General features: G+C 69.0%; 27 protein-coding genes and 1 tRNA gene. 13 read left to right on the top strand and 15 right to left on the bottom strand.

Annotated features, from left to right (window positions below; translation table 11 throughout):
* Position 1 precedes the first annotated feature (1 nt).
* Positions 2 to 271 carry a hypothetical protein gene (locus ACFHNC_RS02340; protein ID WP_437167592.1) on the bottom strand — a complete coding sequence of 90 codons (270 nt, stop codon included), beginning with the start codon at positions 269 to 271 and terminating at the stop codon, positions 2 to 4.
* A gap of 188 nt (positions 272 to 459) precedes the next feature.
* On the opposite strand from ACFHNC_RS02340, the gene ACFHNC_RS02335 reads away from it, so the two are divergent.
* Positions 460 to 849, top strand: a complete 390-nt coding sequence (locus tag ACFHNC_RS02335) for a c-type cytochrome (RefSeq protein ID WP_437167591.1) — start codon at positions 460 to 462, stop codon at positions 847 to 849.
* Between the two features lie 42 nt (positions 850 to 891).
* On the opposite strand, the gene ACFHNC_RS02330 is transcribed toward ACFHNC_RS02335, so the two are convergent.
* The 5 genes from ACFHNC_RS02330 to ACFHNC_RS02310 form a co-directional block, all read right to left on the bottom strand.
* Positions 892 to 1,746, bottom strand: coding sequence for an ABC transporter substrate-binding protein (locus ACFHNC_RS02330; RefSeq protein ID WP_437167590.1), 855 nt, complete (start codon positions 1,744 to 1,746; stop codon positions 892 to 894).
* Positions 1,739 to 2,533: a class II aldolase/adducin family protein gene (locus tag ACFHNC_RS02325; RefSeq protein ID WP_437167589.1), complete on the bottom strand. Its 795-nt coding sequence runs from the start codon at positions 2,531 to 2,533 to the stop codon at positions 1,739 to 1,741. The genes ACFHNC_RS02330 and ACFHNC_RS02325 overlap by 8 nt, the downstream gene beginning before the upstream one ends.
* Before the next feature lie 29 nt (positions 2,534 to 2,562).
* Positions 2,563 to 3,534, bottom strand: coding sequence for a Bug family tripartite tricarboxylate transporter substrate binding protein (locus ACFHNC_RS02320; protein ID WP_437167588.1), 972 nt, complete (start codon positions 3,532 to 3,534; stop codon positions 2,563 to 2,565).
* A gap of 133 nt (positions 3,535 to 3,667) precedes the next feature.
* Positions 3,668 to 4,714 carry a questin oxidase family protein gene (locus ACFHNC_RS02315; RefSeq protein ID WP_437167587.1) on the bottom strand — a complete coding sequence of 349 codons (1,047 nt, stop codon included), beginning with the start codon at positions 4,712 to 4,714 and terminating at the stop codon, positions 3,668 to 3,670.
* A 100-nt stretch (positions 4,715 to 4,814) separates the two neighbouring features.
* Positions 4,815 to 5,999 (bottom strand): amidohydrolase, encoded by a 1,185-nt coding sequence (locus ACFHNC_RS02310; RefSeq protein WP_437167586.1) that lies wholly within the window; start codon positions 5,997 to 5,999, stop codon positions 4,815 to 4,817.
* Between the two features lie 100 nt (positions 6,000 to 6,099).
* On the opposite strand from ACFHNC_RS02310, the gene ACFHNC_RS02305 reads away from it, so the two are divergent.
* The 3 genes from ACFHNC_RS02305 (at position 6,100) to ACFHNC_RS02295 (ending at position 8,139) form a co-directional block, all read left to right on the top strand.
* Positions 6,100 to 6,176, top strand: a tRNA-Arg gene (locus ACFHNC_RS02305).
* A gap of 140 nt (positions 6,177 to 6,316) precedes the next feature.
* The gene (locus tag ACFHNC_RS02300) at positions 6,317 to 7,294 is read left to right on the top strand and encodes a Bug family tripartite tricarboxylate transporter substrate binding protein (protein WP_437167585.1); all 978 of its coding nucleotides are present in this window, start codon (positions 6,317 to 6,319) and stop codon (positions 7,292 to 7,294) included.
* Positions 7,291 to 8,139, top strand: a complete 849-nt coding sequence (locus ACFHNC_RS02295) for an amidohydrolase family protein (protein ID WP_437167584.1) — start codon at positions 7,291 to 7,293, stop codon at positions 8,137 to 8,139. Before ACFHNC_RS02300 ends, ACFHNC_RS02295 begins: the two co-directional genes overlap by 4 nt.
* Here ACFHNC_RS02295 and ACFHNC_RS02290 read toward each other — a convergent pair.
* The gene (locus ACFHNC_RS02290; protein WP_437167583.1) at positions 8,118 to 8,903 is read right to left on the bottom strand and encodes an IclR family transcriptional regulator; all 786 of its coding nucleotides are present in this window, start codon (positions 8,901 to 8,903) and stop codon (positions 8,118 to 8,120) included. The genes ACFHNC_RS02295 and ACFHNC_RS02290 overlap by 22 nt on opposite strands.
* A gap of 88 nt (positions 8,904 to 8,991) precedes the next feature.
* On the opposite strand from ACFHNC_RS02290, the gene ACFHNC_RS02285 reads away from it, so the two are divergent.
* Genes ACFHNC_RS02285 through ACFHNC_RS02270 form a run of 4 tightly spaced genes read left to right on the top strand, consistent with a single transcriptional unit; the run spans position 8,992 to position 12,900 of the window.
* Complete coding sequence (locus ACFHNC_RS02285) at positions 8,992 to 9,966, top strand: Bug family tripartite tricarboxylate transporter substrate binding protein (protein ID WP_437167582.1); 975 nt, start codon at positions 8,992 to 8,994, stop codon at positions 9,964 to 9,966.
* Positions 9,963 to 10,832, top strand: a complete 870-nt coding sequence (locus ACFHNC_RS02280) for an FAS1-like dehydratase domain-containing protein (RefSeq protein WP_437167581.1) — start codon at positions 9,963 to 9,965, stop codon at positions 10,830 to 10,832. Before ACFHNC_RS02285 ends, ACFHNC_RS02280 begins: the two co-directional genes overlap by 4 nt.
* The gene (locus tag ACFHNC_RS02275; protein ID WP_437167580.1) at positions 10,829 to 12,043 is read left to right on the top strand and encodes a CaiB/BaiF CoA transferase family protein; all 1,215 of its coding nucleotides are present in this window, start codon (positions 10,829 to 10,831) and stop codon (positions 12,041 to 12,043) included. Before ACFHNC_RS02280 ends, ACFHNC_RS02275 begins: the two co-directional genes overlap by 4 nt.
* Positions 12,040 to 12,900 (top strand): HpcH/HpaI aldolase/citrate lyase family protein, encoded by an 861-nt coding sequence (locus ACFHNC_RS02270; protein WP_437167579.1) that lies wholly within the window; start codon positions 12,040 to 12,042, stop codon positions 12,898 to 12,900. Before ACFHNC_RS02275 ends, ACFHNC_RS02270 begins: the two co-directional genes overlap by 4 nt.
* Positions 12,901 to 13,059: 159 nt before the next feature.
* On the opposite strand, the gene ACFHNC_RS02265 is transcribed toward ACFHNC_RS02270, so the two are convergent.
* From ACFHNC_RS02265 to ACFHNC_RS02230, 8 genes are read right to left on the bottom strand one after another with little or no spacing between them, the layout of a single operon-like run.
* Entirely contained in the window at positions 13,060 to 13,905 is an 846-nt protein-coding gene (locus ACFHNC_RS02265; RefSeq protein WP_437167578.1) for a sterol desaturase family protein, read from the bottom strand.
* A gap of 53 nt (positions 13,906 to 13,958) precedes the next feature.
* Positions 13,959 to 15,146 (bottom strand): MFS transporter, encoded by a 1,188-nt coding sequence (locus tag ACFHNC_RS02260; RefSeq protein WP_437167577.1) that lies wholly within the window; start codon positions 15,144 to 15,146, stop codon positions 13,959 to 13,961.
* A 33-nt stretch (positions 15,147 to 15,179) separates the two neighbouring features.
* Complete coding sequence (locus tag ACFHNC_RS02255) at positions 15,180 to 16,247, bottom strand: ABC transporter ATP-binding protein (RefSeq protein ID WP_437167576.1); 1,068 nt, start codon at positions 16,245 to 16,247, stop codon at positions 15,180 to 15,182.
* A gap of 2 nt (positions 16,248 to 16,249) precedes the next feature.
* Entirely contained in the window at positions 16,250 to 17,992 is a 1,743-nt protein-coding gene (locus ACFHNC_RS02250; RefSeq protein WP_437167575.1) for an ABC transporter permease, read from the bottom strand.
* A gap of 12 nt (positions 17,993 to 18,004) precedes the next feature.
* Positions 18,005 to 19,069 (bottom strand): ABC transporter substrate-binding protein, encoded by a 1,065-nt coding sequence (locus tag ACFHNC_RS02245; protein WP_437167574.1) that lies wholly within the window; start codon positions 19,067 to 19,069, stop codon positions 18,005 to 18,007.
* A 31-nt stretch (positions 19,070 to 19,100) separates the two neighbouring features.
* A complete protein-coding gene (locus ACFHNC_RS02240; protein WP_437167573.1) occupies positions 19,101 to 20,159 on the bottom strand; it encodes an ABC transporter substrate-binding protein in 1,059 nt (352 codons plus the stop codon).
* Between the two features lie 44 nt (positions 20,160 to 20,203).
* A complete protein-coding gene (locus ACFHNC_RS02235) occupies positions 20,204 to 21,013 on the bottom strand; it encodes an enoyl-CoA hydratase (RefSeq protein WP_437167572.1) in 810 nt (269 codons plus the stop codon).
* Positions 21,014 to 21,022: 9 nt separating this feature from the next.
* Positions 21,023 to 22,222: a CaiB/BaiF CoA transferase family protein gene (locus tag ACFHNC_RS02230; protein WP_437167571.1), complete on the bottom strand. Its 1,200-nt coding sequence runs from the start codon at positions 22,220 to 22,222 to the stop codon at positions 21,023 to 21,025.
* Positions 22,223 to 22,494: 272 nt separating this feature from the next.
* On the opposite strand from ACFHNC_RS02230, the gene ACFHNC_RS02225 reads away from it, so the two are divergent.
* The 5 genes from ACFHNC_RS02225 to ACFHNC_RS02205 all read left to right on the top strand — a co-directional run bounded on the left by ACFHNC_RS02225 (position 22,495) and on the right by ACFHNC_RS02205 (position 26,559).
* A complete protein-coding gene (locus ACFHNC_RS02225; protein ID WP_437167570.1) occupies positions 22,495 to 23,145 on the top strand; it encodes a GntR family transcriptional regulator in 651 nt (216 codons plus the stop codon).
* Positions 23,142 to 23,972 (top strand): TIM barrel protein, encoded by an 831-nt coding sequence (locus ACFHNC_RS02220; protein ID WP_437167569.1) that lies wholly within the window; start codon positions 23,142 to 23,144, stop codon positions 23,970 to 23,972. The genes ACFHNC_RS02225 and ACFHNC_RS02220 overlap by 4 nt, the downstream gene beginning before the upstream one ends.
* Positions 23,969 to 25,036, top strand: coding sequence for a mandelate racemase/muconate lactonizing enzyme family protein (locus ACFHNC_RS02215; protein WP_437167568.1), 1,068 nt, complete (start codon positions 23,969 to 23,971; stop codon positions 25,034 to 25,036). The genes ACFHNC_RS02220 and ACFHNC_RS02215 overlap by 4 nt, the downstream gene beginning before the upstream one ends.
* A gap of 64 nt (positions 25,037 to 25,100) precedes the next feature.
* The gene (locus ACFHNC_RS02210) at positions 25,101 to 26,078 is read left to right on the top strand and encodes a Bug family tripartite tricarboxylate transporter substrate binding protein (RefSeq protein ID WP_437167567.1); all 978 of its coding nucleotides are present in this window, start codon (positions 25,101 to 25,103) and stop codon (positions 26,076 to 26,078) included.
* Complete coding sequence (locus tag ACFHNC_RS02205; protein ID WP_437167566.1) at positions 26,071 to 26,559, top strand: GAF domain-containing protein; 489 nt, start codon at positions 26,071 to 26,073, stop codon at positions 26,557 to 26,559. The genes ACFHNC_RS02210 and ACFHNC_RS02205 overlap by 8 nt, the downstream gene beginning before the upstream one ends.
* Positions 26,560 to 26,576: the final 17 nt, after the last annotated feature.

The following is a 26,576-nucleotide window of genomic DNA, read 5'->3' as shown; positions in this document are numbered from 1 at the left end:
CCTAACGCCGCAGCCGCACCGCCAGGTCGAACAGATGGGCCGCCAGCGCGGCGACCAGGGCGGCCGCCACCAGCCCCCAGCCGGCGCCCACCAGCGCCGCCCGCAGCGCCAGCACCAGCGCCACCCCGGGCAGCACCAGCCCGGCGAGCGCCAGCGGCGCCAGGCCGCGCCCGGTGCGGCGGTGCCAGGCGAACAGCAGCACCGCCTCCACAACCAGGACCGCCAGCACCAGGTCGGCGACATGGCCGGAGGCGAAGAAATCGGCCATCATCGTTGCATCCCCGAAGCCTTGCGTGACCGAGGTTTCATATCGCAAAAGCCTTGCGCTGCCTGAGGCTGCCGCCAAGTCGAGGGCGGCGGGTTGCCGGCAGTCTTGCCGGGACACGCGTTTTCGCCAAGAACCCAGGGCGCGGCTGCCGCGTTTGGGCCGCGAGAAATTACCAAAGGAGGATGCTACGGATGCGACGTCTGACAATGATCCCCGCGATGGCCCTCACGGCGGCCTTTGCCCTCGCCCCGTTCGCGGCGATGGCGCAGGAGGGCGACGCCGCGGCCGGCCAGCGCGTCTTCAACCAGTGCCGCGCCTGCCACACGATCAATGAAGGCGGGCGCAACGGCGTCGGTCCGAACCTGCATGGGGTGGTGGGGCGTGCCGCCGGCTCGATCGAGGGCTTCCGCTATTCCGCCGCGATGCGGGAGTGGAGCCCGGGCAAGAGCTGGACGGAGGAGAACCTACGCGCCTATCTCGCCGATCCGAAGGCGTTGGTGCCGCGTGGCAGCATGTCCTTTGCCGGCCTGCGCAACCCGCAGCAGATCACGGACGTCATCGCCTATCTGAAGGCGAACTGATGCAGCGCCCGGCCGAGGTCGCGTGACCTCGGCCGGCGCCGCTTACGGCACCGCGTCGGGGAGGCCGGCCCAGGCTTCCTCCGGCGTGAAGCGGTGCGGCAGCAGGCCCTGCTCGGCGCAATAGTCGATCGCCAGGGCGATGGCCGGGCGTAATTCATCTTGGCTGCGGACCGCGGCGCCGGACTCGCGGAGCATACGCAGCAGCTCAACCACCAAATCCGGCCGTTCCGCTGCCACGTCGCCGCGCACCACCACCAGGTGGTTCAGCGGCAGGAAGCCGTGACGCGCGCGAAAAGCGGCGCCGGCGGCCTGCGCGTCCGGGAAGACCGGGCGAAGGTCTGGCGCGTCCGGCATGTCATTGCCGAAGATCGCCGCGTCCACCTCCCCGGTTTGCAGCATGGCCAGCAATTCCTGGCCCTTCTGCGCGCGGGTCACCCAGGGCGGGTCGTGGAATTCAGTGACATGGGCATCCTCGAAGGTGGTCCAGCGCTGCCGGTCCGCCTTGACGCCGTAGCTTTCCGCCAGGCTGCCGCGCAGCCACATGCCCGTGGTCTGGCTGTAGGCGCGCACGGCGATGCGCGCACCGGCGAGGTCGGCCGGACCCTGGATCGGCCCATCCCTGCGGCAGAGCATGGCCGCTTCCTGGGCGCGTTCCACCAGCACGACGGGCAGCAGCACCAGCGGCTTGCCGTAGGCGCGGGCCATCAGGAAGGTGGCGATCGCCATCTCGCTGACCTGGAAGCGACCCTCCCGCACCATCGGCGCGAAGGCCTTGCTGATCGGCGCCACCTTCTCGAAGTCCAGGCGCAGCAGGCTGGAGGGGATTTCACCCTCCAGCAGCCGCGCCGTGCCGGGGTAGCGGCCGAGCGCGGCCTTCAGCACGGCGGGTTCAGTCACGATAGGAGGGGTCCATCCGGTCCAGCTTCCGCAGCAGCGCCGGCCATTCCATCACGCCATAGGGGCGGCGCGTGCCGGGCTGGTAGTTGTTCCAGGTGGCATCCACCACCGCCTGCGGCACCTCCACCAGCTTCTGGCCGGTGGCCTGGGCGGCCAACTGGGCGCGGCAGGACAATTCCAGCCGGTGCATGGCGTTGAAGGCCTCGCCCACCGTCTTGCCCACGGTCAGCAGGCCATGGTTGCGCAGGATCAGCGCGTTGCTGTCGCCCAGGTCGCGCACCAGACGTTCCTGCATCGCCATGTCCAGCACTACGCCGTCATAGTCATGGTAGCTGATGCGGGCGAAGCGCATGGCCGTCTGGTTCATCGGCAGCAGGCCGCATTCCAGCGAGGAGACGGCCATGCCCGGCCAGGTATGGGTGTGGATGACGCAGGCGATCTCGTGGCTCGCCTCATGGATCGCGCCATGGATGACGAAGCCGGCGCGGTTCACGCCATAGCCCAGCCCGCCGGGGAATTCCGGCTTCGCCAGGACGTTGCCCTTCACGTCGATCTTGACCAGGGAGGAGGCGGTGATCTCCTCATACAGCATGCCATAGGCATTGATCAGGAAGGCATTGTCCTCACCCGGCACACGGACGGAGATGTGGTTCGCCGCCATGTCGGACATGCCGTAGAGGTCGATCAGCCGGTAGCAGGCGGCGAGGTCGACGCGGGCCTGCCATTCCTCCGGCGTCACCTGGTCGCGCAGCGAGGGAATGCGGAAGCGGTCGGGGCTGTCGGGCATCGGTGTGGTCTCCGTTGTTCAGGCGCGTCTTACTCGGGCAGCGCACCGGCGATGCGGACGATCTCGCGCCAGCGGGTGATTTCCTGTGCCAGGAAGGCACGAAAGGCTTCGGGACCGTTGCCAACCGGGTCCGCGCCCTGGGAGATCATGTTCTCCGCATTGCGCGGCAGCGCCAGGGCTGCGTGCACATCCGTGACGATCCTGTCGATGATCGGCTTCGGCGTGCCCGCCGGCGCCACCATGCCGAACCAGGAGGAGGCGCTGAATTCCGGATAGCCCAGCTCCACCATGGTGGGCACGGTCGGGTTGGAGCGCGAGCGTTCGGTGGAGGACACCGCCAGCGGCCGCAGCCGCCCATCCCGGATATGCCCCATGACGGAGGGGATGGTGGCGAACATGAAATCGACGCGCCCGGCCATCAGGTCATTCAGCGCCACGGCGCCGCGATAGGGCACGTGCAGCGTTTGCACATCCGCCATGTGGTCCAGCATGACGCCGGACAGATGGGCGGAGGTGCCAACACCGGTGGAGCCGTAGCTGAGTTCGCCGGGCCGGCGCTTCGCCTCCGCCACCAGCCCCGCCACGTCCCGGATGGGCGAGGCCGCCGGCACCACCAGGATATTCGGCACGCCCGCCAGCAGCGTGACGGGTGCGAAATCGCGCAGCGTGTCGTAGGGCATGTTCTTGACCAGCGACTGGTTCACCGCCAGGGGCCCGACCGAGCCGACCAGCAGCGTGTAGCCATCCGGCGCGGCGCGGGCGACATGCTCGCTGCCGATATTGCCGCCGGCGCCGGGCCGGTTCTCGATGACGACGGACTGGCCCCAGACCTCCGTCAGCGTGGCGCCGAGCAGGCGGGCAATGATGTCCGTGGTGCCGCCGGGGGTGAAGGAGACGATGAAGCGCACCGGCCGGCTGGGCCAATTGCCCTGCGCCGCGGCGCCCCGCGCACCAAGGGCCAGGAAGGGCAGCGTCAGCGCCGAGCGGCGTCCGATGGTCATGTGTCGTCTTCTCCCGCCGGGCGATCGTCGCGCCGCCCGCATCAGCCGCGCAGGATGCGCCATCCCGGCCCATGCGACAAATGGGAAGAATGACGCCGGCGTTTCCTTTCGTGCATCTATGGTCGGCGCGGGATCAGATTTCCCAGCCCGGCAGCAGGCCAACGCGGCGCGCGGCGACCACGCGGTACATCGGGTCTCCCCATTGTGCTTCGTCGCAGCGGGCCGAGTAGACCAGCGAGACGTCATGTTCCTCGTCCGAGGCGCAGGCCGCGGCGGCAATCGCCCCCCACCCCGGCGCCGGCAATGCGCGCTGGCGGTCGGCTTCCGCTTCCGTCAGCGGCAGGGGAAAGCGCATCTTGGGATAGGCGGAGGCGATCGCCTGCCAGAAGAAGCGGATCGCCCGGTGCTGATCCGCCAGTTCCAGCACCGGCAGGATCAGGCGCAGCCAATGGGTGCCGGAGACGGCATGCAGCGCGCAGAATTCGCCGGTGGCGGCAAACAGCAACAGCGAATCCTGCGCCATCTTCCGGATCGTCTCCGGCCCGATCGCCAGCCAGTCATGCACCGGGGCGAAGGCGGGCATGGCGGCGGTGCGACGCATCGCGTGCCACAGCAGCCCGTCATCGAATTCCAGGGCGCGCAAAGTCGGCTCCTCCGCCAGGCACAGCAGCACGGCGGCGGGCTGGTCCGTCACCGGCGCGGCGCCGATGCCCTCGCCCAGGGGCAGGTAGGTGGCGGCCCAGTAGCCCAACGCCTCCGCCACCTCGGCCTCGTTTTCGGAATCCCGGGCATAGGCCAGGCGCATCAGCGCATGCAGCGCGCTGGCGGCGATGCCGGGCAACAGGCGCGGCAGGTACTGGCGCTGGAGGGTGGCGGCGCTGCCCAGCCGAACCAGTTCCGCGCGGAAAAAGGCGCGATAGGCGGCTTCCGCCCGCCGGTCGCCCAGCCGCGCGGTCCAATCGGCCCGCTGGATCGGCGCATCCTGCGGCAGCATGGGGGCCAGGTGATTGGCGCGGATATAGGCATCGAGGAAGCGCCGCGCATCGCCCTCGGTCCCGCCGAGCTGGCGCTGCGCCCAGAGCACCATGGCGGCGTGGTTGGCCAAGTTTTCCCCGAACTCCGCGCTCAGCCGGCGCGCCTGGCTCAGCGCATCGGTGGTCTCGGCGGCGGCATGGCTCATGCAAGATCTCCGGCGTGTCGCCTGGCGCGGGGGCCACAGCAATCCTCGGGCCAGATGCGTGGCAGGTCCAGCGGTGCGGCCGGGTTGTTGCGAGGCCGTCTCAGCGCGTCAGCACCCCGTCCCGCGCGATGATGCGCCCGGCCTTCACCACAAGCGCCCGCGGCGGCGCCGCGGCCACCGCCTCCGGCACATGGGCGGCGTCCACCAGCACCAAATCCGCGGCGGCGCCTTCCACCAGCGCGGGATCGGGCAGGCCCAGCACCCGTGCGGGCGCGGTGGTGACGAGACCGAGGCCCAGCCGCAGCTCCGCATCGGTCAGCAGCGCCGCGCGGTAGCCGACCAGGCGGGCGCGTTCCAGCATGTCGCCATTGCCATAGGGGGACCAAGCGTCGCGGATGTTGTCCGATCCGACGAAGACGGTCACGCCTTCCGCCACCAGCCGCTTCACCGGCGGCATCGCCTCCGGCCCCGGCCCGTTGGTCATGATGGCGACGCCGGCTTCCGCGAGCGCCGCGGCGGTGCGGGCCAGCGTGGCTTCCTCCACCTGGCCCAGCGCATAGGCATGGCTGACGGCGACGCGGCCCTGCAGGCCGGCCGCCTTGGCGCGGGCGGCGATGCGGCGCAGCTCGAAGGCACCGAGTTCGCCGGGGTCGTGCAGATGGATGTCGATGCGCACGCCGCGGCGTTCGGCGATGCCGAAGACGATGGCGAGCTGGGCCTCGATATCCTCATCGATGCCGGCGGGGTCGAGGCCGCCGACCACATCGGCACCGGCCGCCACCGCATCCTCCAGCACGCGCGCATGGTGCAGCACGCCGGATTGCGGGAAGGCTGCGATCTGCATGGACAGCAGATGCGCGACCTCTGCCCGTAGAAGCAGCAGCGCCTCCAGCCCGGCCAAGCCGGCCTCGGTATCCACATCGACATGGGTGCGGATGGCGGTGGTGCCGCGTGCGGCGATGGCCTCGACCAGGCGCCGGGCGCGGCGGGCCATCGGCTCCGCGATCGCGGCAAGCTGTGCCTTTTCCGCGGCGATGCGGCCGGCCACGCTGCCATCCGGCCGGTGCGACAGCCAGGGCAGGCCGAGGAAGGTCTTGTCCAGGTGGATATGCCCATCCACCAAGCCGGGCAGCGCCAGCAGGCCCCGGCCAGGCTCCACCGGCCCGCCCATGAGCGTTCCAACCGGCGCGATACGGGCAATGCGCCCGTCGCGCAGGCCGAAATCGCAGCGCGGTCCTTCCAGGCGCACATCCGACAGGATCAGGTCGAAGGGGGCATCGGGCATGGCGGCTGTGTGGCATGCGGTGCGGCAGGCGGCCAGATGGAAGCTGGCGCGGATCGGGACTTCCCCAGCCTGCCCGGCCGGGCTATGGAGGCCGAGGCGTGGACCCGTAGCTCAGCTGGATAGAGCGCTGCCCTCCGAAGGCAGAGGTCGAAGGTTCGAATCCTTTCGGGTCCGCCAATCCTCCCAGTATCCGTCATGCGGCCCCGTCCAAGGTCAGGGTACCTTGCGCCCGGCCGGTGGCTGCGCGCCGCGCGCTTGACCCCCCACCCCCCATCGTCATGATGTCGGCAACAAGAAACTGCCGAGGACCCGTCATGATGAACCGCCGCACGCTTCTGGCCGCCGCCGCAGCCCTGCCTGCCCTGCGCGCACTGCCCGCCCACGCCGCATGGCCGGACCGGCCGGTGCGGGTCATCGTGCCCTTCGCTGCCGGCGGCAATGCGGACACCATCGCCCGCCTGCTGCAGCCGCGACTGCAGGAAAAGCTCGGCCAGCCGGTGGTGGTGGAGAACCGGCCAGGCGCCGGCGGCAGTGTCGGCGCGCAGGCGGTGGCCCGCGCCCAGCCTGATGGCTACACGCTGCTGATCGGCTCGAACGGCCCGCTCAGCGTCAACCCGGTGGTGCAGGCGCGCCTGCCCTATGACGCCGCCAAGGATTTCGCGCCGGTCGGCATGGCGATGCAGGTGCCGCATTGCCTGGTGGTGCAGCCTTCCTCGACCTATCGCAGCGTGGCGGATGTGGTCGCCGCCTCCCGCGCGCAGCCGGATGCGCTGGGCGTGGGCACGGCAGGCGTGGCGAGTGCCACGCATCTGTCGCTGGAAGCCTTCATCGCCGCCAGCGGCGCCAAGCTGCTGCATGTGCCCTATCGCGGCGGCGGCGCGGCGGTGCCGGATTTCCTGGCCGGCAACATCCCGCTGCTGTTTACGGAATTCTCCACCGCGCTGCCGCTGCACCGCGCCGGCCAGGCGCGCATCGTGGCCGTCGCCGCCACCGCGCGGCTGGCGGCGCTGCCGGATGTGCCGACCATGTCGGAGCAGGGCGTCGCGAACTTCACCGCCGGGTCCTATGTCGGCCTGCTCGCCACCGGCGGATCGCCGGCGGAGGCGCTTCAGAAGCTCGGCGCCGCCATGGCCGCCATCGTGCAGGAACCGGAATTCCAGGCACGGATGACGGGCATGGGTGGGGAGACGGCGGCCGGTGCGCTCGCCACCCCGGCCGGCTTCGCGCGCTACATCGCGGAGGATCTGGAACGGTCGCGCATCGCCGCACAGACCGCCGGCATCCGCATCGAATGACGCAGCCCCTGCCCCGCGGCGCCACCGACTGCCACTGCCACATCTTCGGCCCCGCAGCGCGCTTCCCCTATGCGGAGCCGCGTTCCTACACGCCGGAGGATGAGACGCTGGAGGATTACCTGGCGCTGCTCGACCGGCTGGGCTTGGATCGCGGCGTCATCGTGCAGCCCTCCGCCTATGACCGCGACAATGCGTGCACGCTGGATGCGCTTAAGCGCGCGCCGGACCGGCTGCGCGGCGTCGCCGTGGTGGGCGCCGAGGCAACGCCCGAGACGCTGCGCGCGATGCATCGCGATGGCATCCGCGCGCTGCGCGCCAATGAATATCGCCGCGACGGCGCCGCCGCCTATCATGGTGGCGTGCGGCTGGCGGAGATCGAGCCGCTGATGCCGGTGATGGCCGAGCTGGGCTGGCACCTGCAATTGTGGATCGATGCGCGGCATTTGCCGGAGCTGGAGCCGCGCCTGGCCAAGCTGCCCGTGCCGATCGTGATCGACCACATGGGCCGCATGCATCACAGCCACGGCGTGGCTGATCCCGGCTTCCAGGAACTGCGGCGTGGCGTGGCGGAGGGGCGCTATCACGCCAAGGTTTCCGGCACCTACCGCCTCGGCGCGCTGGGGCCGGATTATGCCGAGGCGAAGCCCTTCCATGATGCGCTGGTCGCCGCCAATCCGGATGCGCTGGTCTGGGGCACGGATTGGCCGCATCCGCGCCCGGATGGCGGGCGCCCGGATGCGGCGCGGCTGTTGCAGGTGTTCCTGGACTGGACGCCAGACCCGGCCTTGCGGCAGCGCATCCTGACGGACACGCCGGCGCGGCTCTACGACTTTCCCGCCGCCTGATCCGGGGCGCGGCGCGCGGCTTCCCGCTTTAGCGCCGCGCATACACCCCGCAGCGCCGCCACCAAGCTGTCCCGCCGCCGCGCCACCTCGGCCTCCGTCGTGCCGAGGCCGATGGCAAGCCGCGGATGCTCCGACAGGGGCGGCAGCGGCATCGCCAGCACATTCTGGCCGGGCACCACGGCGCCACCACTTTCGACCCAGCCCTGCTCCCGCGCCTGGCGCAGGCTGTCCATCACCGCGGCGATGTCCACGCGGCGGGGGGCCTCCGGCTCCTCGGCATTGGCGCGGCGCAGGATGCGCTGGGCCTCCGCGTCGGACTTCAGCATCAGCAGCGCCTTGCCCACTGCGGCGCGGCCGATGGCGCGCGTCATGCCGGCGCGCATGTGCAGGCCAGCGGTGGGGCGGCGCAGGGTCAGGATGTAGCGAACCCGGGCGCCGGCCTGCATGCCGATCAGCACCGTCACGTCATGCCGGGCGCGCAGCTTCTCCATCCGTCGCAACAGGCTGCTCTCCCCGATCAGCCGGTCCTGCAACCAGCCGCCGAGCAGCATCACCCGCAGCGTCGGGCGGTAGGCGCGGCTGATCCCGTCCTGCTCCAGGTAGCCAAGCCGCGCCAGGTCGGCCAGCAGGATGGAGGTGCTGGATTGCGGATAGCCGAGGTCGCGCGCCACCTCCGCCACCGTGGCTGCGCGGTGGGTGCCGGCGAACAGCTCCAGCACCTCCAGCGTCCGTTGCGCGGATTTCACGAAGCCTTCGCGCGGCACGGCCACCCTCCGCCAACATCACATATGCGATGCACCACGCGGCATTGGCTACGTCTAGACTGTGGCAAAACCGGATGGAGGAAATCGGATGCCGAAGCTGCACCGCCGCGCCCTGCTGGGCGCCACCGCTGGCCTGTTGGCCGCCCCGCGCCTGGCCCGCGCCGCCTGGCCGGACCGGCCGATCCGCCTGATGATCCCCTATGGCGGCGGCGGGCAGACCGATGTGGTGGCGCGCCTCGTCGCGGATGCCATGTCCCGCAACCTTGGCCAGGCGATCACGCCGGACAACCGGCCGGGTGCGGCCGGGGTGGTGGCGGCGGATGCCATGTTGCGCTCGCCCGCCGATGGCTACACGATTCTCGTCGGCACCCGGAACACCCAGGCGATCAACGAGGCCCTGCGCCCGAACCTGCCCTTCACCCATGCGCGGGACCTGGTGACCATCGGCCTCTACGCCACCACGCCGAACATCCTGCTGGTCCATTCCAGCGTGCCGGCGCGCAGCCTGGCGGAATTCATCGCTTATGCCCGCGCCAATCCGGGCCGGCTGAACTACGCCTCATCCGGCATCGGCGCGACCACGCATCTGTCGATGGAACTGCTGAGCGAGAAGGCCGGGTTGGAGATGACCCATGTGCCCTATCGCCAGAGCACCCAGGGCATGACCGATCTGCTCGGCGGCCGCGTCCAGGCCCGGCTGGTGGGGCTGCCGGAGGCGGAGCCGGTGCGGGCGGAAGCCGCCATCCGTGCGCTAGGCGTCACCACCCCGCGGCGATCGCCGAACTGGCCGGATGTCCCGGCGATCGGTGAGGTGGTGGAGGGGTATGAGGCGGTGAACCTGTTCGGCCTGATGGCCCATGCACAGACGCCGCCCGAAATCGTGCTGCGGCTGAACCGTTCGCTGAATGAGGCGCTGGCCTCGCCGGAATTGCGCGCCGCCTTCGCCCGCGTCGGCGCGGACCCGGCCCCGCAGAATACGCCCGAACAGGCGGAGGATCGCGCTTTGGCGCAGGCCAATCTGTGGGTGCCTATGATCCGCCGCCTGAATCTGACCGCCCAATGAGCGACGCCGTCGCCGCCGCCATGCCGGAGCTGCGCGGCTGGATCGGCCGATCCCGCGTGGTGGCGGAGGAGATCACCCTGCCCGCCGTGCGCCGCATCGCCGGCATGCTGGACCTGGACCCGGATAGCTTTGCGCAGGGCAGCCCTCTGCCGCCGCATTGGTTCAGCCTGTTTTTCGCCGATGTCGCGCGGCAGAGCGAGATCGGGCCAGATGGCCACCCGCGCCGCGGCGCCTTCCTGCCGCCGATCCCCCTGCCTCGCCGCATGGGCGCCGGCCGCCGCACCCGCATCCACGGCGCGCTGCAGGTGGGCGACGCCGCGACCAAGACCATCGAGGTGGCGGCGATCGAGCCGAAGCAGGCGCGCACCGGCCAGATCGTCGTGCTGACCATGCGGCAGACCATCGCTGCACGGGGCATCACCTTGGCGGTGGATGAGTTCGACGCGGTGTATCGCGAAGCGGTGCCACCCGGTGCGAAAAGCGCCAGCACGCCGCCAGTGCCGGCACCGGATGGCGCGGCCTGGTCGGAGGCGGTGCTGCTCGATCCCGTCCTGGTTTTTCGGTACTCCGCTGTCACCTGGAACAGCCATCGCATCCATTACGACGCGGATTATGCGCGCGATGCGGAAGGCTATCCCGCCACTGTGCAGAATGGCGGCCTGACCATGCATCTGATCGTCGATGCCGCACTGAAGCGCGCACCAGGGCCGCTGCTCAGCTTCACCGCGCGGCTGCGGCGTCCGCTTTTCGTCGGGCAGACCGTGACGCTGGCCGGCGCCGAACCGAGGGACGGTAAAATAGCCGCCTGGGCGGCGGCGCCGGACGGCACGCTGGCGGCCGAGATGGAACTGGAATTCGGCGCATGAGCGGTGGCCCGTTGGAGGGCGTGCGGGTGGTGGACCTCACCTCCGTCGTGGTCGGCCCGATCTGCTCCCGCACCCTCGCCGACCAGGGGGCGGAGGTCATCAAGGTGGAAGCGCCGGGCGGCGGCGACCTGCTGCGCACCATGGCGCAGGGCAATCGCAACCCGGGCATGTCCGGCAAGTTCATTCAGTTCAACCGCAACAAGCGGTCCTTCTGCGTGGACATCAAGAACCCCGAAGGTCTGGCCGCGCTGCTGGCTCTGATCCGCACGGCGGATGTCTTCGTCAGCAACATCCGCCCCAACGCGCTGGACCGCGCGGGGCTGGGGTGGGAGGCGCTGCGCGCCATCAATCAGCGCCTGGTGCATTGCTCCATCCTCGCCTTCGGTCGCGGCGGCCCCTATTTCAACCGCCCGGCCTATGACCCGATCATCCAGAGCCTGTCCGGCGTCGCCGGCACCTTCCACCGCGCCAATGGCGAGCCGCGCTTCGTGCCGATGGTGATGACGGACCACATCACCGGGCTGATCGCCGCGCAATGCATCGGCTTCGCGCTGTTCCGCCGCGAACGCAGCGGGGTCGGCGAAGCGATCGAGGTGCCGATGTTCGAGAACATGGCCTCCTTCGTCATGAGCGAGCATCTCGGCGCCGGCACCTTCGACCCGCCGGTGGGGCCGCTGGGCGATGGGCGGTTGCTGAGCCCGGATTACCGGCCGGTGCCGACGCAGGACGGCTACATCACCGTCGGGCCGAACACCAACGCCCAGGCCTTCGCCTTCTTCGACGCGATCGGCCGGCCGGAGCTGAAGACCGATCCGCGCTTCCTGAACGCCGCGACCCGCACGGCCAATGCGGCGGAATATCTGAAGGTCCGCGCCGCGGCGATGCGGGAGAAGACCACGGCGGAATGGCTGAAAATTCTCGGCGCGGCGGATGTGCCGGCCGCCGCCTACAACAGCCTGGAGGATCTGCTGGAAGACCCGCACCTCGCCGCCACCGGCTTCTTCGCGCCGGAGGATCACCCGAGCGAAGGCCGCATCCGCCGCACCGCCACGCCCAACCGCTTCAGCGGCGGCATGCGGCAGGATGCGCTGCCGGCGCCGCGCCTCGGCGAAAGCTCCCGCGCCATATTGCGGGAGCTCGGCGTAGCGGAGGAGGCGATCGACCGCATGATCGCCGCCGGCATCGTCACCACGCCAGGGGAGCCCGCATGACCGACCATCCCGCCCGCTGGCGATCCCTGCTGTTCGTGCCCGTGCTGGCCGAACGCTTCGTCGCCAAGGCGCATACGCGGCAGGCGGATGTCATCATCCTCGACCTGGAGGATTCCATCCTGCCCGCGCGCAAGGCGGAAGCCCGCGCGGCGCTGCCGGCGGCGGCGGCGCAGGTGGGCCAGGCGGGCGCCACCATCTGCGTCCGCATCAACCGGCCGCTGGAACTGGCGGTGCCGGATATCGAGGCCGCGATCTCCGCCGGCGCCACCGCGCTGATGCTGCCCAAGGTGATGGGGCCGGAACATGTGCGGCTGCTGGCCGAGGTTGCCGCCACCGCCGAAGCCCGCCACGGCCGCGCGCCCACACGCTTCCTGGCGATTGTTGAGACAGCGGAGGCGCTGCCCCGCCTGCCCGAGATCGCCCGCGCCGATCCGCGCGTGGTGGCGCTGGGCATCGGCGGGGAGGATCTGGCGACGGAGATGGAGGCGGTACCCTCCGCCGACAGCCTGTATCTGCCGGCCATGCTGGCGCTGCTCGCGGCGCGGGCGGCGGGGATCACGGCGCTCGGCTCCCTTGGCGCCTTCGCGTCCTTCGATGACCCGGAAGGCTACCGCACGGCACTGCGCCGGTCCCGCGCGCTCGGCTTCGGCTGCGCCGCCTGCATCCACCCGGCGCAGGTGCCGATCATCAACGAGGTCTATGGGCCGAGCCCCGAAGCCGTGGACCGCGCCCGCCGCCTGATTGCCACCTTCGAGGCGGCGGTTGCGGACGGCCAGGGCGCCGTGGCCTTCGAAGGGGCGATGATCGACCTGCCGGTGGTGGACCGCGCGCGCCGGCTGCTGGCCCGCGCGCGCTGAGCGTCAATCGACCAGGCAGCGGACTCAGACTCAAATTCCGCAGACCGTGACCGGTTGGAGCTATAGCTCCAACGCCCTCAGGCGCCAGCGCTTCGCTTGGCTCGCCGCACTTGCGGCGGCAGCCATTCGGCCGCAGGTTCCGATCAACAGGATTTGGTATCAGCGCGGTGGTGTGGACAGGCCGTCGCCTGGGATCTGCGCCGCGTTGGCGTCGCGAAGCGGCTGGACCAGCATTCGGTCCAGCCGCAGTTCACGTGGATCGCGGAACTCCGCCAGCCCGATGGTCATGCCCGCATGTCCGGCGGCCGGCTGCGCCCGGTAGGTGCCGAACAGCCGATCCCAAACCGCCAGGCTGAAGCCGAAATTGCTGTTCGTCTCCTGCGGCACCACCGAATGGTGGACGCGGTGCATGTCCGGCGTCACCAGCACCCGGCGCAGAACGCGGTCCAGCCGGGCCGGCAGGCGCAGATTGGCGTGGTTGAAAAGGGACGTCGCGTTCAGCAGGATCTCGAACAACAGAACCGCCACCGCCGGCGCGCCCAGCACCACCACGGCGGCCAGCTTGATGAGCATGGAGGTAAGGATCTCCAGCGGGTGGAAGCGCAACCCGGTGGTCACGTCGAAATCCAGATCCGCGTGGTGCATCCTGTGCAACCGCCACAGCAGCGGGACCGCGTGGAACAGCCGGTGCTGCAGGTAGATGACCAGGTCGAGCAGCAGGATGGCCAGCACCACCGCCGCCAGCCCGGACAGGCCGAGCCAGGGCAGCAGCCCGCCGCCCTGCGCCTCCACCGCCAGGGCCACGCCCACCGCCGCCGTGGGGAACACCAGGCGCAGCAGCAGCGTGTCCAGCAGGACGATACCGAGGTTGGACGGCCAGCGGCACCAGCGCGTCTGGCTGCGTGACCGCCGCGGGTGCAGCGCCTCCGCCATTGCCATCAGGGCGAAGACGCCGGCGAAGGGTAGCAGGCGCAGCAGCGGCTCATGCGACAGGATTGCGTTCATCGGTCGCCTCCGGGCGGTAGCATAGCCGGATGTAGGACGCCGCGCGCGCCGCGTCAGGCCGGTCGGCCGAGCCGGCGCAGCACAGCAAAGCCCAGCATCGTGACTACCGCGACATGGCCGAAGGCCAGGCCCCAGGAGGACAGCGCCTCCGGCCCGGCCCAATCCAGCGCAATGCCGACGCCGAGCGGCCCGACAAAGCCGCCGGCATAGCCGCACATGCTGTGCAGACCCATCGTCGCGCCGCGCAGGCCGGGCTCCGCCGCCTGCACCGTGCCCGCCGTCAGCGCCGAGCTGTCCAGGTAGATCGCGGCATTCCACGCCAGCACGCAGGCCACGGCCAGCGGCGCGGAGACCAGGGCGGAGAAGCCCGTAAGCAGCGAAAGCAGCGCCGCCGCACCCATGGCCGCTGCCACCACGCGCCCACGCCCGAAGCGCTGTGAGGTTTCGTTGCCGAGGATCGACACGGCAATGCCAACCAGGCCCGCGATGGTGAACAGCACATTCGGTCCCGGCAGCCAACCGGGCGCGCCCTGCTGCGCGATGACCAGCGCCAGGAAGGTCACCGCCCAGGCGCGCAGCGCGGCCAATTCCCAGGTGTGCACGGTGTAGCCGGCGATCCACGCCATGGCGGCGCGGTTGCGCAACACCGGCCGAAAATCCAGCAATGCACCCCCGCGCGGGGCAGGCCGCGTATCCGGCAGCACCCCCGCACCGATGCCGAAGGCGGCCAGCGCGGCGATGCCACCGAACAGGAAGGCCGCCTCCGGCCCCGCCAGCGCATCCAGCGTGCCGGCGACGAGGAAGGAGGACGCGCCGGCAATGCCAACCCCCGCGGCATGCCAGGACACGGCACGCGATTGCGCCGCCCCCTCCAGCCGGTCCGCCAGCGCCTTCAGCCCCGGCATATAGCAGCCGGCCCAGCCGATGCCGGCCAGCGCCCGCAGCGCCAGGCCGGACCAAAACCCCTCCGCCAGAAAGGCGAAGCCGAAATGCGATACGGCGGTCAGCGCGGTGCCCAGAAGGTAGATGCGCCGCGCCGGCAGCCTGTCCGTCAGCGCCACCAGAACCGGCACGGCGGCAACGTAGGCGGCGAAGAAGGCGCCGATCAGCCAGCCGGCCTCGGTGGCGGAAAGCTGCCAGGCCGCGAGGTAGCCCGGCAGCAGCGCCGGCAGGGTGAAGGCGCCAATCTGCGCCAGCACCTGCGCCACCACGATCGCCGCGACAAAGCGGGACGCCTGCATGCCGCCCAGTGTACCGATCGGCCGCGGCTGGCGCTACACCACCATCGCCATCTGCTGCGGGTCGAACTCCATCCAGACCCGCTCACCCACATCATGGATCTGCAAGGGCGGTGCCGTGGCCCGCAGCCGCAGATCGCTGCCATCGGCGCGCACCACATAGTCCCAGGTCTCGCCGAGGAAGGTGCGCTGTGCCACCACACCCTCCATCACCGGCGCACCGCCCATGGGTTGCGTACGGTGCAGGCCGATGCTCTGCGGACGAACGGAAACCAGGATGTCGCCGCCCGCCGCGGTCTCGGCGCCCGGCACCTGGCCGGCCTGCATGGCAATGCCGCCGAAGCCGATCTGGCCGTTGCGAAGCTGCGCCGGCAGCAGGTTGGTGCGGCCGATGAAGCCGGCGACGAAGCGCGTGCGCGGGCGGGTGTAGAGCATGTGTGGCGCATCCACCTGCTCGATCCGCCCGGCATTCATCACCGCGATGCGGTCGGACGTTGCCATCGCCTCCGACTGATCATGCGTGACATAGACGGTGGTGATGCGGAATTCGTCGTGCAGGCGCCTGATCTCGAAGCGCATTTCCTCGCGGAGATTGGCGTCGAGGTTGGACAGCGGTTCATCCAGCAGCAGCACCGCGGGCTTCACCACGATGGCGCGAGCCAGCGCCACGCGCTGCTGCTGGCCACCCGAAAGCTCCGCCGGGTAGCGCGCCGCCAGATGGCCCATCTGCACCACCTCCAGGATCTCCGCCACGCGCCTGCGGGTTTCCTCCGCCGGCAGCTTCCGCAGCTTCAGGCCGAAGCCGACATTCTCCGCCACCGTCATGTTCGGCCAGATCGCGTAGCTCTGGAAGATCATGGACATGCCGCGCTTTTCCGGCGGCAGCACCGCGCCGGGGGCGGAGATCACCTGCCCATCGAGCGAGATGCTGCCCTCATTCGGATCGATGAAGCCCGCGATCATGCGCAGCGTGGTGGTCTTGCCGCAGCCGGAGGGGCCGAGCAGGGAGACGAACTCCCCCTCCTGCAACGTCAGGTCGATGGAATCTACCACCCGCAGCGCACCGTAGGCCTTGGTCAGCCCCTGGATCTGGAGACGCGACATCCTCAGTTTCTCCGCAGCATGAAGTCACGCCCGACCAGCTTCATGCCGATCCCGACGAAAACCATCGTCACCACCAGCAGAAGTCCGCCGAAGGCCGCAAGCACCTCGAAATTGCCGGCTTCGCTGAGGTCGTACAGCAACACGGACATGGTTCGCGTGCGTGGCCCGACCAGGAAGATCGCCGCCGACAATTCGCGCGAGGCGACGATGAACACGATCAGCCAGCCACCCAGCAACGATTTCCGCACCAGCGGCGCCGTGACCATCCAGATTGCGTGCAACCGCCCGCTGCCCAGGATGCGCGCCGCCTCCTCCATCTCCGGATGCACGGCCCGGATGGCGGAGGAAGAGTTGGCATAGGCAATGGGCAGGAAGCGCGCCGCGAAGGCCAGAATGATGATCGCCGCCGTGCCGTACAGCGCGAAAGGCGGGGAGGCGTACGCGGCATAGAAGCCGATCGCCATGACGATGCCGGGGATGACGAAGGGCGCCATCGCCATGAAGCCCAGCGCTTCCCCGAACGGCACAAGCTTGCGATTGACGATGTAGGCGATCAGCAAGGCCAGCACCACGGCGATGGAGGCAGCCGACGCCGAGAACCAGATGGTGTTCCAGATCGAGGTCATCGCCATGTCGTGTTCGAAGATCAGCAGGCGATAATTGGCCAGCGTCAGATTGTCCCACGCCAGGCCACGACCCCAGGCCTTGGCAAAGCTGGCCTGCAGCAGCACGAACAATGGCGCGATCACCGCCATCAGTCCCACCGCGGCGCACCAGGCGAAGGCGACCCAGCGCCAGGGGCCGAGCTTGATCGGCCGGCGTTCTCCGCCCTTGCCGGTCTGCGAGACGTATCCCTTCCGCGCCAGCATCAGCTTCTGCACCACGATCATGCCGGCAGTGATCAGCAGCAGCGGCATGGCATAGGCGGCCGCCACCTCCACCCGCACGGGGTATTCGAAGAACTGCCAGAGCTGCGTCGTCACCACATTGATGCGCGCCGGAATACCGATGATGGCCGGCGTGCCGAACAGCGCGATGGCTTCCAGGAAGACGATGATGAAGCCCGCCATGATCGCCGGCCAGACCAGCGGAATCGAGACCTTCCGCATTGCCGTCCAGGTGCCGGCGCCAAGGATGTTGGCCGCGTCCTCCATTTCCGACGAGACGAGGTCGAGTGCCGATTTCACGAAGATGAAGACCAACGGGAAGGAATTCAGGGCGATGACCAGCGCCATGCCACTGAATGTGTAGATATTGAAAAGCGGATCCTGAAGCCCGGTGATGGCGCGCCAGGCAATGTTGAGGAAGCCGCTATTCGGCCCCGCCAGCAGGATCCAACCGATCGCGGACAGATAGGGGGGCAGGATGAAGGCCCCCAGCACCACCGCCCAGGTCAGCCCCTTGAATGGCATGTCCGTGCGGGAAACCGCCCAGGCCATCGGCACCGCCATCACCACAGCCATGACCGCCGAAAGCAGGCCGAGCAGCAGCGAATTGACCAGTGCATCCACATAACGCGGCCGGCCATAGGCCGAGACATAGTTCATCAGCGTGAATTCGCCGGTGCCGCGCGTCTCGAAGCTGACCACCAGCAGCTTGCCAAGTGGGAAAGCGACCAGGAACAGCAGGATCGCGATCAATGCGATCCACAGCAGCATCACCGGCTCGAACCGTGCGAACCGGCCGCTGCGCCGGGCCTGTATCGGCCCGGCCTGCGCGTGCGGAAGTGCGGGGGCTTCGCTCATCGGAATTCCCGATCAAACGCCAAAGGTATCACGCCACAGCTCCCGCACCTCGGTCATCTCGGTCTGGACCTGGCGTGGCGTCGGCGTGATGGTCTTGATCTCATCCAGCGGGCGAGAGCCCTCCGGCGGCGGCACTTCCGGCCGCAGCGATTCCGCGCGGAATTCTCGCACCGTGCGGGAATACGCCGGGCCGCAGACGTATTCCATGAACAGCTTCGCGGCATTGGGCTTCGGCGCATTGCCGATGGCGGCACTCGGGGCCGGCACAAGCAAGGTGCCGTCGCTCGGGTAGATCAGTGCCAGCGGATTGCCGCGCGAGATGCTGAACAAGGTGGAGGCGGACGGAATGCCGACGCCGACCACACGTTCCCCGGCATTCAGCGTCGTCACCGGGTCACCGGCCGAACGCCCGATCTGCGGCTTGTTGCGCTCGAACTCACGGAAGAAGCCGACGCCATACATGGCCTTCATCATGATGGCCCAGTTGCCGATGGCGCCGCTGAAGCCAGGATGGCCGACCGCCATCTTGTCCTTCCACTTCGGGTCGGTGATCTCCCGCCAGCTCTTCGGCGCATCCGCCTCGCTCAACTGGTCAGTGCGGCGCCCGAGCATGTAGAGCGCGAGATAGGTGATCTGGAAATGCCCATCCGAATCCGCCGCATCGCGCGCGGCCTTCACCATGCCGGCCGCGTTCTCCGGCTTGTAGGCCATCAGCCGGCCTTCGCCCTTCAGGTAGGTGAAGTGGCTGTAGTCGGTCGAGCTGAACACGTCGCATTGCGCGACACGCGCGCGGGCATCCTGCGACAGCCGCTGGAACGCCACCTGCGATGTGGTGCGCACCACATTGCAGCGCACGCCGGGGTAGCGTTCCGTAAAGGCGCGGCCGATCGCCTCGGAGGGTTCCGCCTGGAGCTGGCCGGTGTACCAGGTCAGCTCCCCTTCGCGCTGCGCCGCCTCGTAGAGCTGGCGTTCATGCGCCGGCATATCCTGCGCCGCGGCGCGACGCGCGGGCAGGATGGCGGCGGCCGCAAGGGCCGTTGTGGTGCCGATCAGGCCCCGCTTGGTGATACCGGTCATGTTCTTCGCTCCCTTGGATACTCTTGCGGCGTCAGACGCCGAATGTGTCGCGCCAGGCTTCCCGCACTTCGGGCACGCCCTTTTCCTGCTCCTCCAGGCTCGGTGCCAGCAGCGTGACATCAGCCAGAGGCCTGCCACCTTCGGGTGGCGGCACGTCCGCGCGCAGTGGTTCGTTAAAGGTCTTCCGCACCGTCTCGGAAAGCCCCTTGCCGGCCTGGAATTCCATGAACAGCTTCGCCGCGTTCGGGTGCGGCGCGTTGGCGATGATGGCCGAGGGCGAGATCGCCGCCAGGACACCCTCCGTCGGGTAGATCAGCCGCAGCGGATTGCCGCGGGAGATCGCGAGCTGCGTCGTGCCCACCGGCACGCACAAGCCAACAGACCGTTCACCGGCATTCAGCGTGGTCACCGGGTCCTGGCTCGATCGGCCGATCTGCGGATTGTTGCGCTCAAGCCGCGTGTAGTAGTCCCAACCATACATCTTGCGCATCTGCACGGCCCAGACGCCGATGGCGCCGCTGAAGCCGGGATGGCCGACCGCAAGCTTGTCCTTCCACTTGGGGTCCAACACATCCTGCCAGCTTTTCGGCGCATCCGCCTCGCTGACCAGGCGCGTGTTGTGCGTCATCAGGAACAGGCCGAGGAAGCTGGTGTGGAAGAAATTGTCCGGGTCCGCATTGCGGATCGCGGGCAGCAGGCCGGCCGCATTCTCCGGCCGGAACTGCATCAGCCGGCGCTCACGCTTCAACTGCACGAAGTGGCCGGAATTGGTGGAGCTGAACACGTCGCATTGCGCGACATTGGCGCGCGCATCCTGCGACAGGCGCTGAAACGCAACCTGGGATGTGCTGCGCACCACGTTGCAGCGCACGCCCGGATAGCGCTCACTGAAGGCGCGGCCGACGGCCTCCGAGGTTTCGGCATTGTACTGGCCGGAATACCAGGTGATCTCGCCCTCGCGCCGCGCCGCCTCATAAAGCTGGCGCTCATGCGAGGGCAGGTCCTGCGCCGCGGCGCGAAAGGCGGCACCGCCGCCCAGGGCGATGCCTGTTGTGAGGGAAAGGATCTGGCGCTTGGTGAAGCCGCTCATTGTTGTTTCCTCCCGGAATGTGGCACGCACCGCGTGCCGGTCGTTCAGCCTCCGTTGAAGACAGGCGCGCGCTTGGCCATGAAGGCGGCGCGTCCTTCGGCGTAGTCGGCGCTGTCGAAGCAGGCACGGTACAGCGCTTCGAACCGGGATTGGTCGATCTGCGATGGTTCCCCGGCAATCTGGTCGATCCCCTCCTTTGAGGCGCGGATCGAAAGCGGCGCGTTGCGCGCGATGGTCATCGCCATCTCCCGCACCACGGACTCAAGTTGGTCAACCGGGACCACGCGGTTCACGAGGCCCGCGCGCAGCGCTTCCTGCGCATCGAGGAAGCGCCCGGTGAACATGATTTCCTTGGCCATCGCCGGACCGACCAGCGAGACCAGCCGGCGCAGGCTGTGCCAGGCATAGGCGACGCCGAGCTTGGCAGCGGGAATGCCGAAGCGGCCATCCTCCGCGGTGATGCGGATATCGGCGACCATCGCGGTGGCGCAGCCGCCGCCGATGCAGAAGCCGTTGACCATTGCGATCAGCGGTTTGTCCAGCTCCTCCAGCGCCTTGCGTGCGGCGGCTGAGACGGCGGAGTACTTCGCCTCCGCCTCCGCGCTGTCGCGCAGCTTCTCGAACTGGCTGATATCGGCGCCGGAGGCGAAGGCCTTGCCGCCGGCGCCATGCATGACGACGACGCGCACGGCGGGATCCTCCGCAAAGCGCTGCGCCGCCGCGGCCACGGCCTCCCACATCTCAAGCGAAATGGCGTTGCGCTTCTCCGGCTGGTTGAAGGTGAGCCAGCCGATGCCGTCCTCGATCCGCGCCAGGATCTTGGGCGTACTGAGATTCAGGGTCATGCCGTCCATGGGGCGCTCCTATTGCACCACGCGCGCGGCGCGCAGCCTGGCGATGGCATCGGGGGAATGGCCGAGCTCGGCCAGCACAGCATCCGTATGCGCACCAGCATCCGGTGTTGCGCTGCGGATATCCCAGTCAAGGTCGGACATGTTGATCGGGTTGCGGACCAGATTCTGCGCGCCGAGACGCGGATGCGAAACCGGCTTGGCCATTTGCAAATGCTGCACCTGCGGATCGCCAAAAGTCTGGTCGATGGTGTTGATCGGGCCGCAGGGAATGCCGGCGGGGTCCAGTATCTCGATCCAGTGCAGGCTCGGCCTCGTGCGGGTGATCTCGGCGATGGCTTCGTTGATCGCGGCGCGGTCGGCGGAGCGGCCATCCCGCGTGTCCCAGCCCTGCCGCGTCTTCCATTCGGGCCGTTCCAGCGCGTCGCAGAAGCGTTCCCACATGCGGGGCGAGGATGCAGCGAGCGCGATGGGGCGGTCGGCGGTGGGGTAGACGCCGGTGGGGATGGAAGTGGGGTGGTCGTTGCCCGCCTGCCCCGCCACCTGGTTCGCCAGCAGCCAGCGGCTGGCCTGGAAATCCAGCATGAAGACCATGGATTCCAGCAGGCTGGTATGCACCCAGCGCCCGCGCCCCGTCTTGGTGCGGTCGAACAGCGCCATCATGATGGCCAGAGCCAGCAGATTGCCCGCGGTGAGGTCCGCGATGGGAATGCCGACGCGCACCAGCCCCGCCCCCGGCACGCCGGTGATGGACATCAGCCCGCCCATGCCCTGCGCGATCTGGTCCACGCCGGCGCGATGCCCATAGGGCCCATCCTGGCCGAAGCCGGAGATCGAGCCATAGACAATGCGCGGATTGACCTTGCTGACGCTGGCGTAATCCACGCCGAGACGGAATTTCACCGCCGCGCGCATGTTCTCCACCACCACATCGGCGGTCTTGGCGAGTTCGAAGAAGATCGCCTTGCCCTGTTCCGTCTTCAGGTCGATCTGCATGGCGCGCTTGTTGCGGTGCAGATTCTGGTAGTCGAAGCCGTCCTGGTCGCCGGTGATGTCGCCGGCATCGGCGGAGGGCGGCGCAATGCGGATGACCTCCGCCCCCCAATCGGCCAGATGGCGCACGCAGGTCGGACCCGCACGGGCCACGGTAAGGTCGATGACGCGCAAACCCGAAAGCAGCAGGGCATTGGCGTTGGGCGATGCGCCATTCATGCGCCGCGCAGCCTTCCCCGATGTGTGCAACACCGATATGCGGTGGCAACCATCGATTTCCTCCGGACTTGGTTCTTTTTTTCTCGCTTCATTCAGCTTGTCAGGCTCGGGTGGAACTGTAAACACTTTATCCCATGGCAGATGCACCATCGCGTCCCACACTGCCCGCCGCACCCGTGCAGGCGACGCGTCATGCTGCGCTGCACCGTGACGCGGCACGGCCGAGGAAGCCTGCTGCACGTGCGCGCCGTCCACAGCCACTGGGCCTCGATGTGGCGCGGCGGCTTGAATCGCTGATCCTGGATGGCACGCTGGGCCCGGGCGAAAGGTTGAACGAGGTGACGCTGGCTCGCAGCCTCGGCGTCAGCCGCGGCCCGGTGCGCGAAGCGGCGCGCGCGCTGGAGAAGACGGGCCTCGTCACCGTCATCATGAATCGCGGCGCCTTCGTCCGGACTCTGAAGCTCGATGAGGCGCTGGAAATCTACGAGATCAACGCAGCCCTGTTCGGCCTGGCCGCCGACCGCGCGGCCGGGTTGCTTGTGCCGGCGCAGGCGCTGGTCCTGCGCATGATGGTGGATGCGATGGATGGTGCCATCGCCCGCGGCAGCCGGGATGAGTTCTTCCAGATCAATTCGGAGTTCCACGCCTTCATTCTGGCCTGCAGCCGGAACCGCGAGGCCGCTCTGCTGTACCGGCAGTTGACGCACAAGCTGATGCTATTGCGGCGCCGGTCCTTCGAACGGCCCGGCCACATGAAGACGGCGAATCGCGAGCATCATGCGTTGATGGAGGCCATCCTCCACGGCGATGCGGCGCAGGCGCGCAGCCTGGCCGAAGCCCATGCCAGGCGGGGACGCGGCCGCTTCCTGGATGCCATCGGACATGCCGCGCAAGACGGCAACAACACGGAGGAAAGATCATGACCCTTCTGGAACGCATCGGCGTCGATGTCGGCCGCCGCCTGAAGCTGGAAGATGCAATTGCCTGGGCCGGCGCGCACAAGGTGCGCCATATCGACATCCAGCTCGATACCGGCGCCAACGCCGTAACTACCTTCGATGCGGCACGCGCCAAGGGCATCCGTGCGCTGCTGGACAAACATGAGGTGCATCTCGGCCTGCACACGCTCTCTGCCGTCAATGTCGCGGAGTACTCTCCTTTCCTGTCGGAGGCGGTGGATGCCTACATGCGCGCCTATATCGAGGCGATGCCGCTGCTCGGCGCTGGTTCCATCGTCGTGCACGCGGGCTACCACTTCACCGCGGATGTCGAGATGCGGATGCAGGCGGGGCTGGACCGCCTGAAGCGCATGGTGGAGCACGCGGAGAAGCACAATGCGCTGCTGCTGCTGGAGAACCTGAACAAGGAGCCGGCGGATGCGGAGGTGCACTACCTGGCGCACACCATGGAGGAGTGGGCCTACTACTACGACGCCATCGACAGCCCCGCCTTCGCGCTGAGCTTCACTGCCAACCACGCGCATCTGATGCCCGATGGGGTGGAGGGTTTCCTTGCCCGCATCCCGCTGCACCGGGTGGTGGAGGTGCGGCTGGCGGATTGCTGGCGCAACGGGCACGAGCAGCATCTGGTGCCCGGCGAGGGCGACTTCGATTTCGGCGACATGTTCCGTCGCATCGAGGGCGCCGGCTTCAAGGGCCACTACATGAACGCCTTCAGCACGCTGGAGGATATGGAGCAGGCCCGCCACCGCCAGGTGGAAGCCGCCCGAGCGGCCGGCGTCGCCGCATGAGCCGCATCCGCGCCATCACCGCCAGCGTCGAACGCCTGGCACCCGTCGAGGCCGCGAAGGGCTATGCCGGCCTCGACACGCCCGCTTTCGTGCGCTGCCGCGTGGAGACGGAAGATGGCCTGGTCGGCACCGGCGTCACCGGCCGCTTCCTGGCTGAGGAGGTGGTGGCGCTGCTGGCGCGGATGCAGGAACCGCTGAAAGGCCAGGATGCGCGGCCAATCGAGGCGATCCGCGCGAAGCTGACCAGCCGCTTCAACCCGCGCAGCGCCACCGGCGTCTTCGTCTCGGCGCTGTCAGCGCTCGACATGGCGCTGTGGGATCTGCGCGCGCGGGCGCTGGGGGAGCCGCTGTGGCGGCTGCTCGGCGGCGCGCGGCAGGCGGTGCCCTGCTATGCCACGGTGGGCCTGCCCGGCTACGCGGAGGCGGAGCTGGCGGCGGTATGCAAGCGCAGCATCGATGCCGGCTTCGTCGGCGTGAAGATGCTGGTCGCCGCCGGCGGGCGCGGCGTGGCGGAGGATGCGCAGCGCGTGCGGGCGGTGCGGGATGCCATCGGCCCCAAGGCGCTGCTGATGCTGGATGCCAATTGCGGCATGGATGTCGCCACCGCGCGGCGCCTGGCGCTGATGGTGGAGGAGTGCGACATCGCCTGGTTCGAGGAACCGGTGCTCGGCAACGACCTGGACATGCTGGTGAGCCTGCGCCGCGCCATCCGCATCCCCATCGGCGCGGGGCAGATGGTGCAGTCGCTGTCCTGGTTCCGGGAGGCGCTGACGCGCGGCGCGGTGGATTGGCTGCAGCCCAACGCCGCCTTCTGCGGCGGCATCAGCACCGCGCAGCGCATCCTGGCCCTGGCGGAGGCGCATGGCACGCCGGTGGCGCATGCAGGTGGCTGGGACATCGCCAATGCAGCGCTGATGGCCGGCCACGCCCAGGGCGGGTTGCTGGAGATGCACGGCGCACAACTCGCCCTGCGGCAGCGCCTGTTGGAGGATCTGGTGCAAGAGGGCGGCATCATGCACCTGCCGGACCGACCCGGCATCGGTTTCGCCTTCCGCGAGGCTTAGCTGGCCGAAGCGTCGCCGTCAGGCTAGCTTCGTCTCCAGACTGTCCCGTTCGAGGAACCTTCCCATGCCGCAGATCACGCGCCGCGCCGCACTCGCCACCACCCTCGCCTTCGCTGCCCAGGCGGCGACGGCGCAGGACCGCTACCCGAACCGCCCGGTGACGGTGACGGTCCCCTGGGCCGCGGGCGGCACCACGGATATCCTGGCGCGCGTGCTGGCGGAGCCGCTGCGGCGCGCCACCGGCCAGCCCTTCGTGGTGGAGAACCGTTCCGGCGCCTCCGGCAATATCGGCTCCAACACCGTGGCGCGGGCGCGGCCCGATGGCTATGCGCTGCTGTTCGGGTCGATGAGCACGCACGCCATGAACGATGCGCTGTTCAATAACATGCCGTTCCATGGTGTGAATGACTTCACGCCGATCGCGCTGCTCGCCTTCGTGCTGAACACGATGGTCATCCACCCCTCCGTGCCCGCCAACAACGTTGCGGAGTTCATTGCCTACTGCAAGGCGAACCCGGGCAAGGTGGCCTATGCCTCCGCCGGCCCCGGCTCCACCAACCATCTGTGCGCGGCGATGTTCGCCCGCATGGCGGGGATCGAGATGGTGCATGTGCCCTATCGCGGTGGCGCGCCGGCGGTGCAGGACACGGTGGGCGGCCAGACGCAGTTGCTGTTCAGCGCCGGCACGCAGACACTGAGCCACGTGCGCGACGGCCGCCTGAAGCTGCTGGCGGTCACCGAAGGCCGCCGCTCCACCCTGCTGCCCGAGGTGCCGACGGTGGCGGAGACGGTGCCGGGCTATGAGATGGCGGTGTGGTACGGCGTGCTCGGCCCGAAGGGCATGCCGCAGGACCTCGTCGCGCAGCTCAACGCCGAGATCAACAAGGCGATGATGCTGCCGGAGGTGAAGGACCGCATGGCGGCGATCGGCGTGGAGGTGGTGAACCAGACCCCCGCCGAATTCGGCACCACGCTGCGCGCGGATGCGGAGAAGTGGGGCCGGGCGATCCGTGACCTCGGCATCGGCATGACGGATGCCTGACGCGTCGCTGGACGCGGCAGGCCTCGCAGCTTTCGCGGCGGCAGCGCGGAATGCGCGGCCGCTGGCACTGCTGCATGCCGCGGATGCGGTGGGGCGGCGGGTCATGGGCCACCGCCTGTGCACTGCCATGCGCTTCGACGCGGCGGCGATGACAGTGCGCCGCCTGTACAGCTCGGACAACGCCGCCTACCCCGTGGGCGGCGCCAAGCCGAAGCGGGACACCGAATGGGGCCGGCATGTGCTGCTGCGGCGCGAGGTCTTCGTTGGTGAGGGTGCGGAGGCGATCACCGTTTATTTCGACGACCATGCGGTGATCCTCGGCCTTGGCCTGCGCAGCATCGTCAATGTGCCGATCCTGCATGGCGGCGCCTGCCTCGGCACAATGAACTTCCTTTGGGCGGAGGATTGGGTGGCGCCGGAACGGCGTGCGATGGCGGAACTGCTGGGGCTGCTGGTGGCGCCGGATTGGGTTGCGGTTTAACCTGCGACGCAACTGCA

Origin of the sequence: Falsiroseomonas sp. E2-1-a4 (assembly GCF_051433165.1) — a bacterium.
Classification (GTDB): domain Bacteria; phylum Pseudomonadota; class Alphaproteobacteria; order Acetobacterales; family Acetobacteraceae; genus Falsiroseomonas.
Note: the sequence above shows the minus strand (reverse complement) of the source record. Positions and strands in the feature narration are given on the sequence as shown.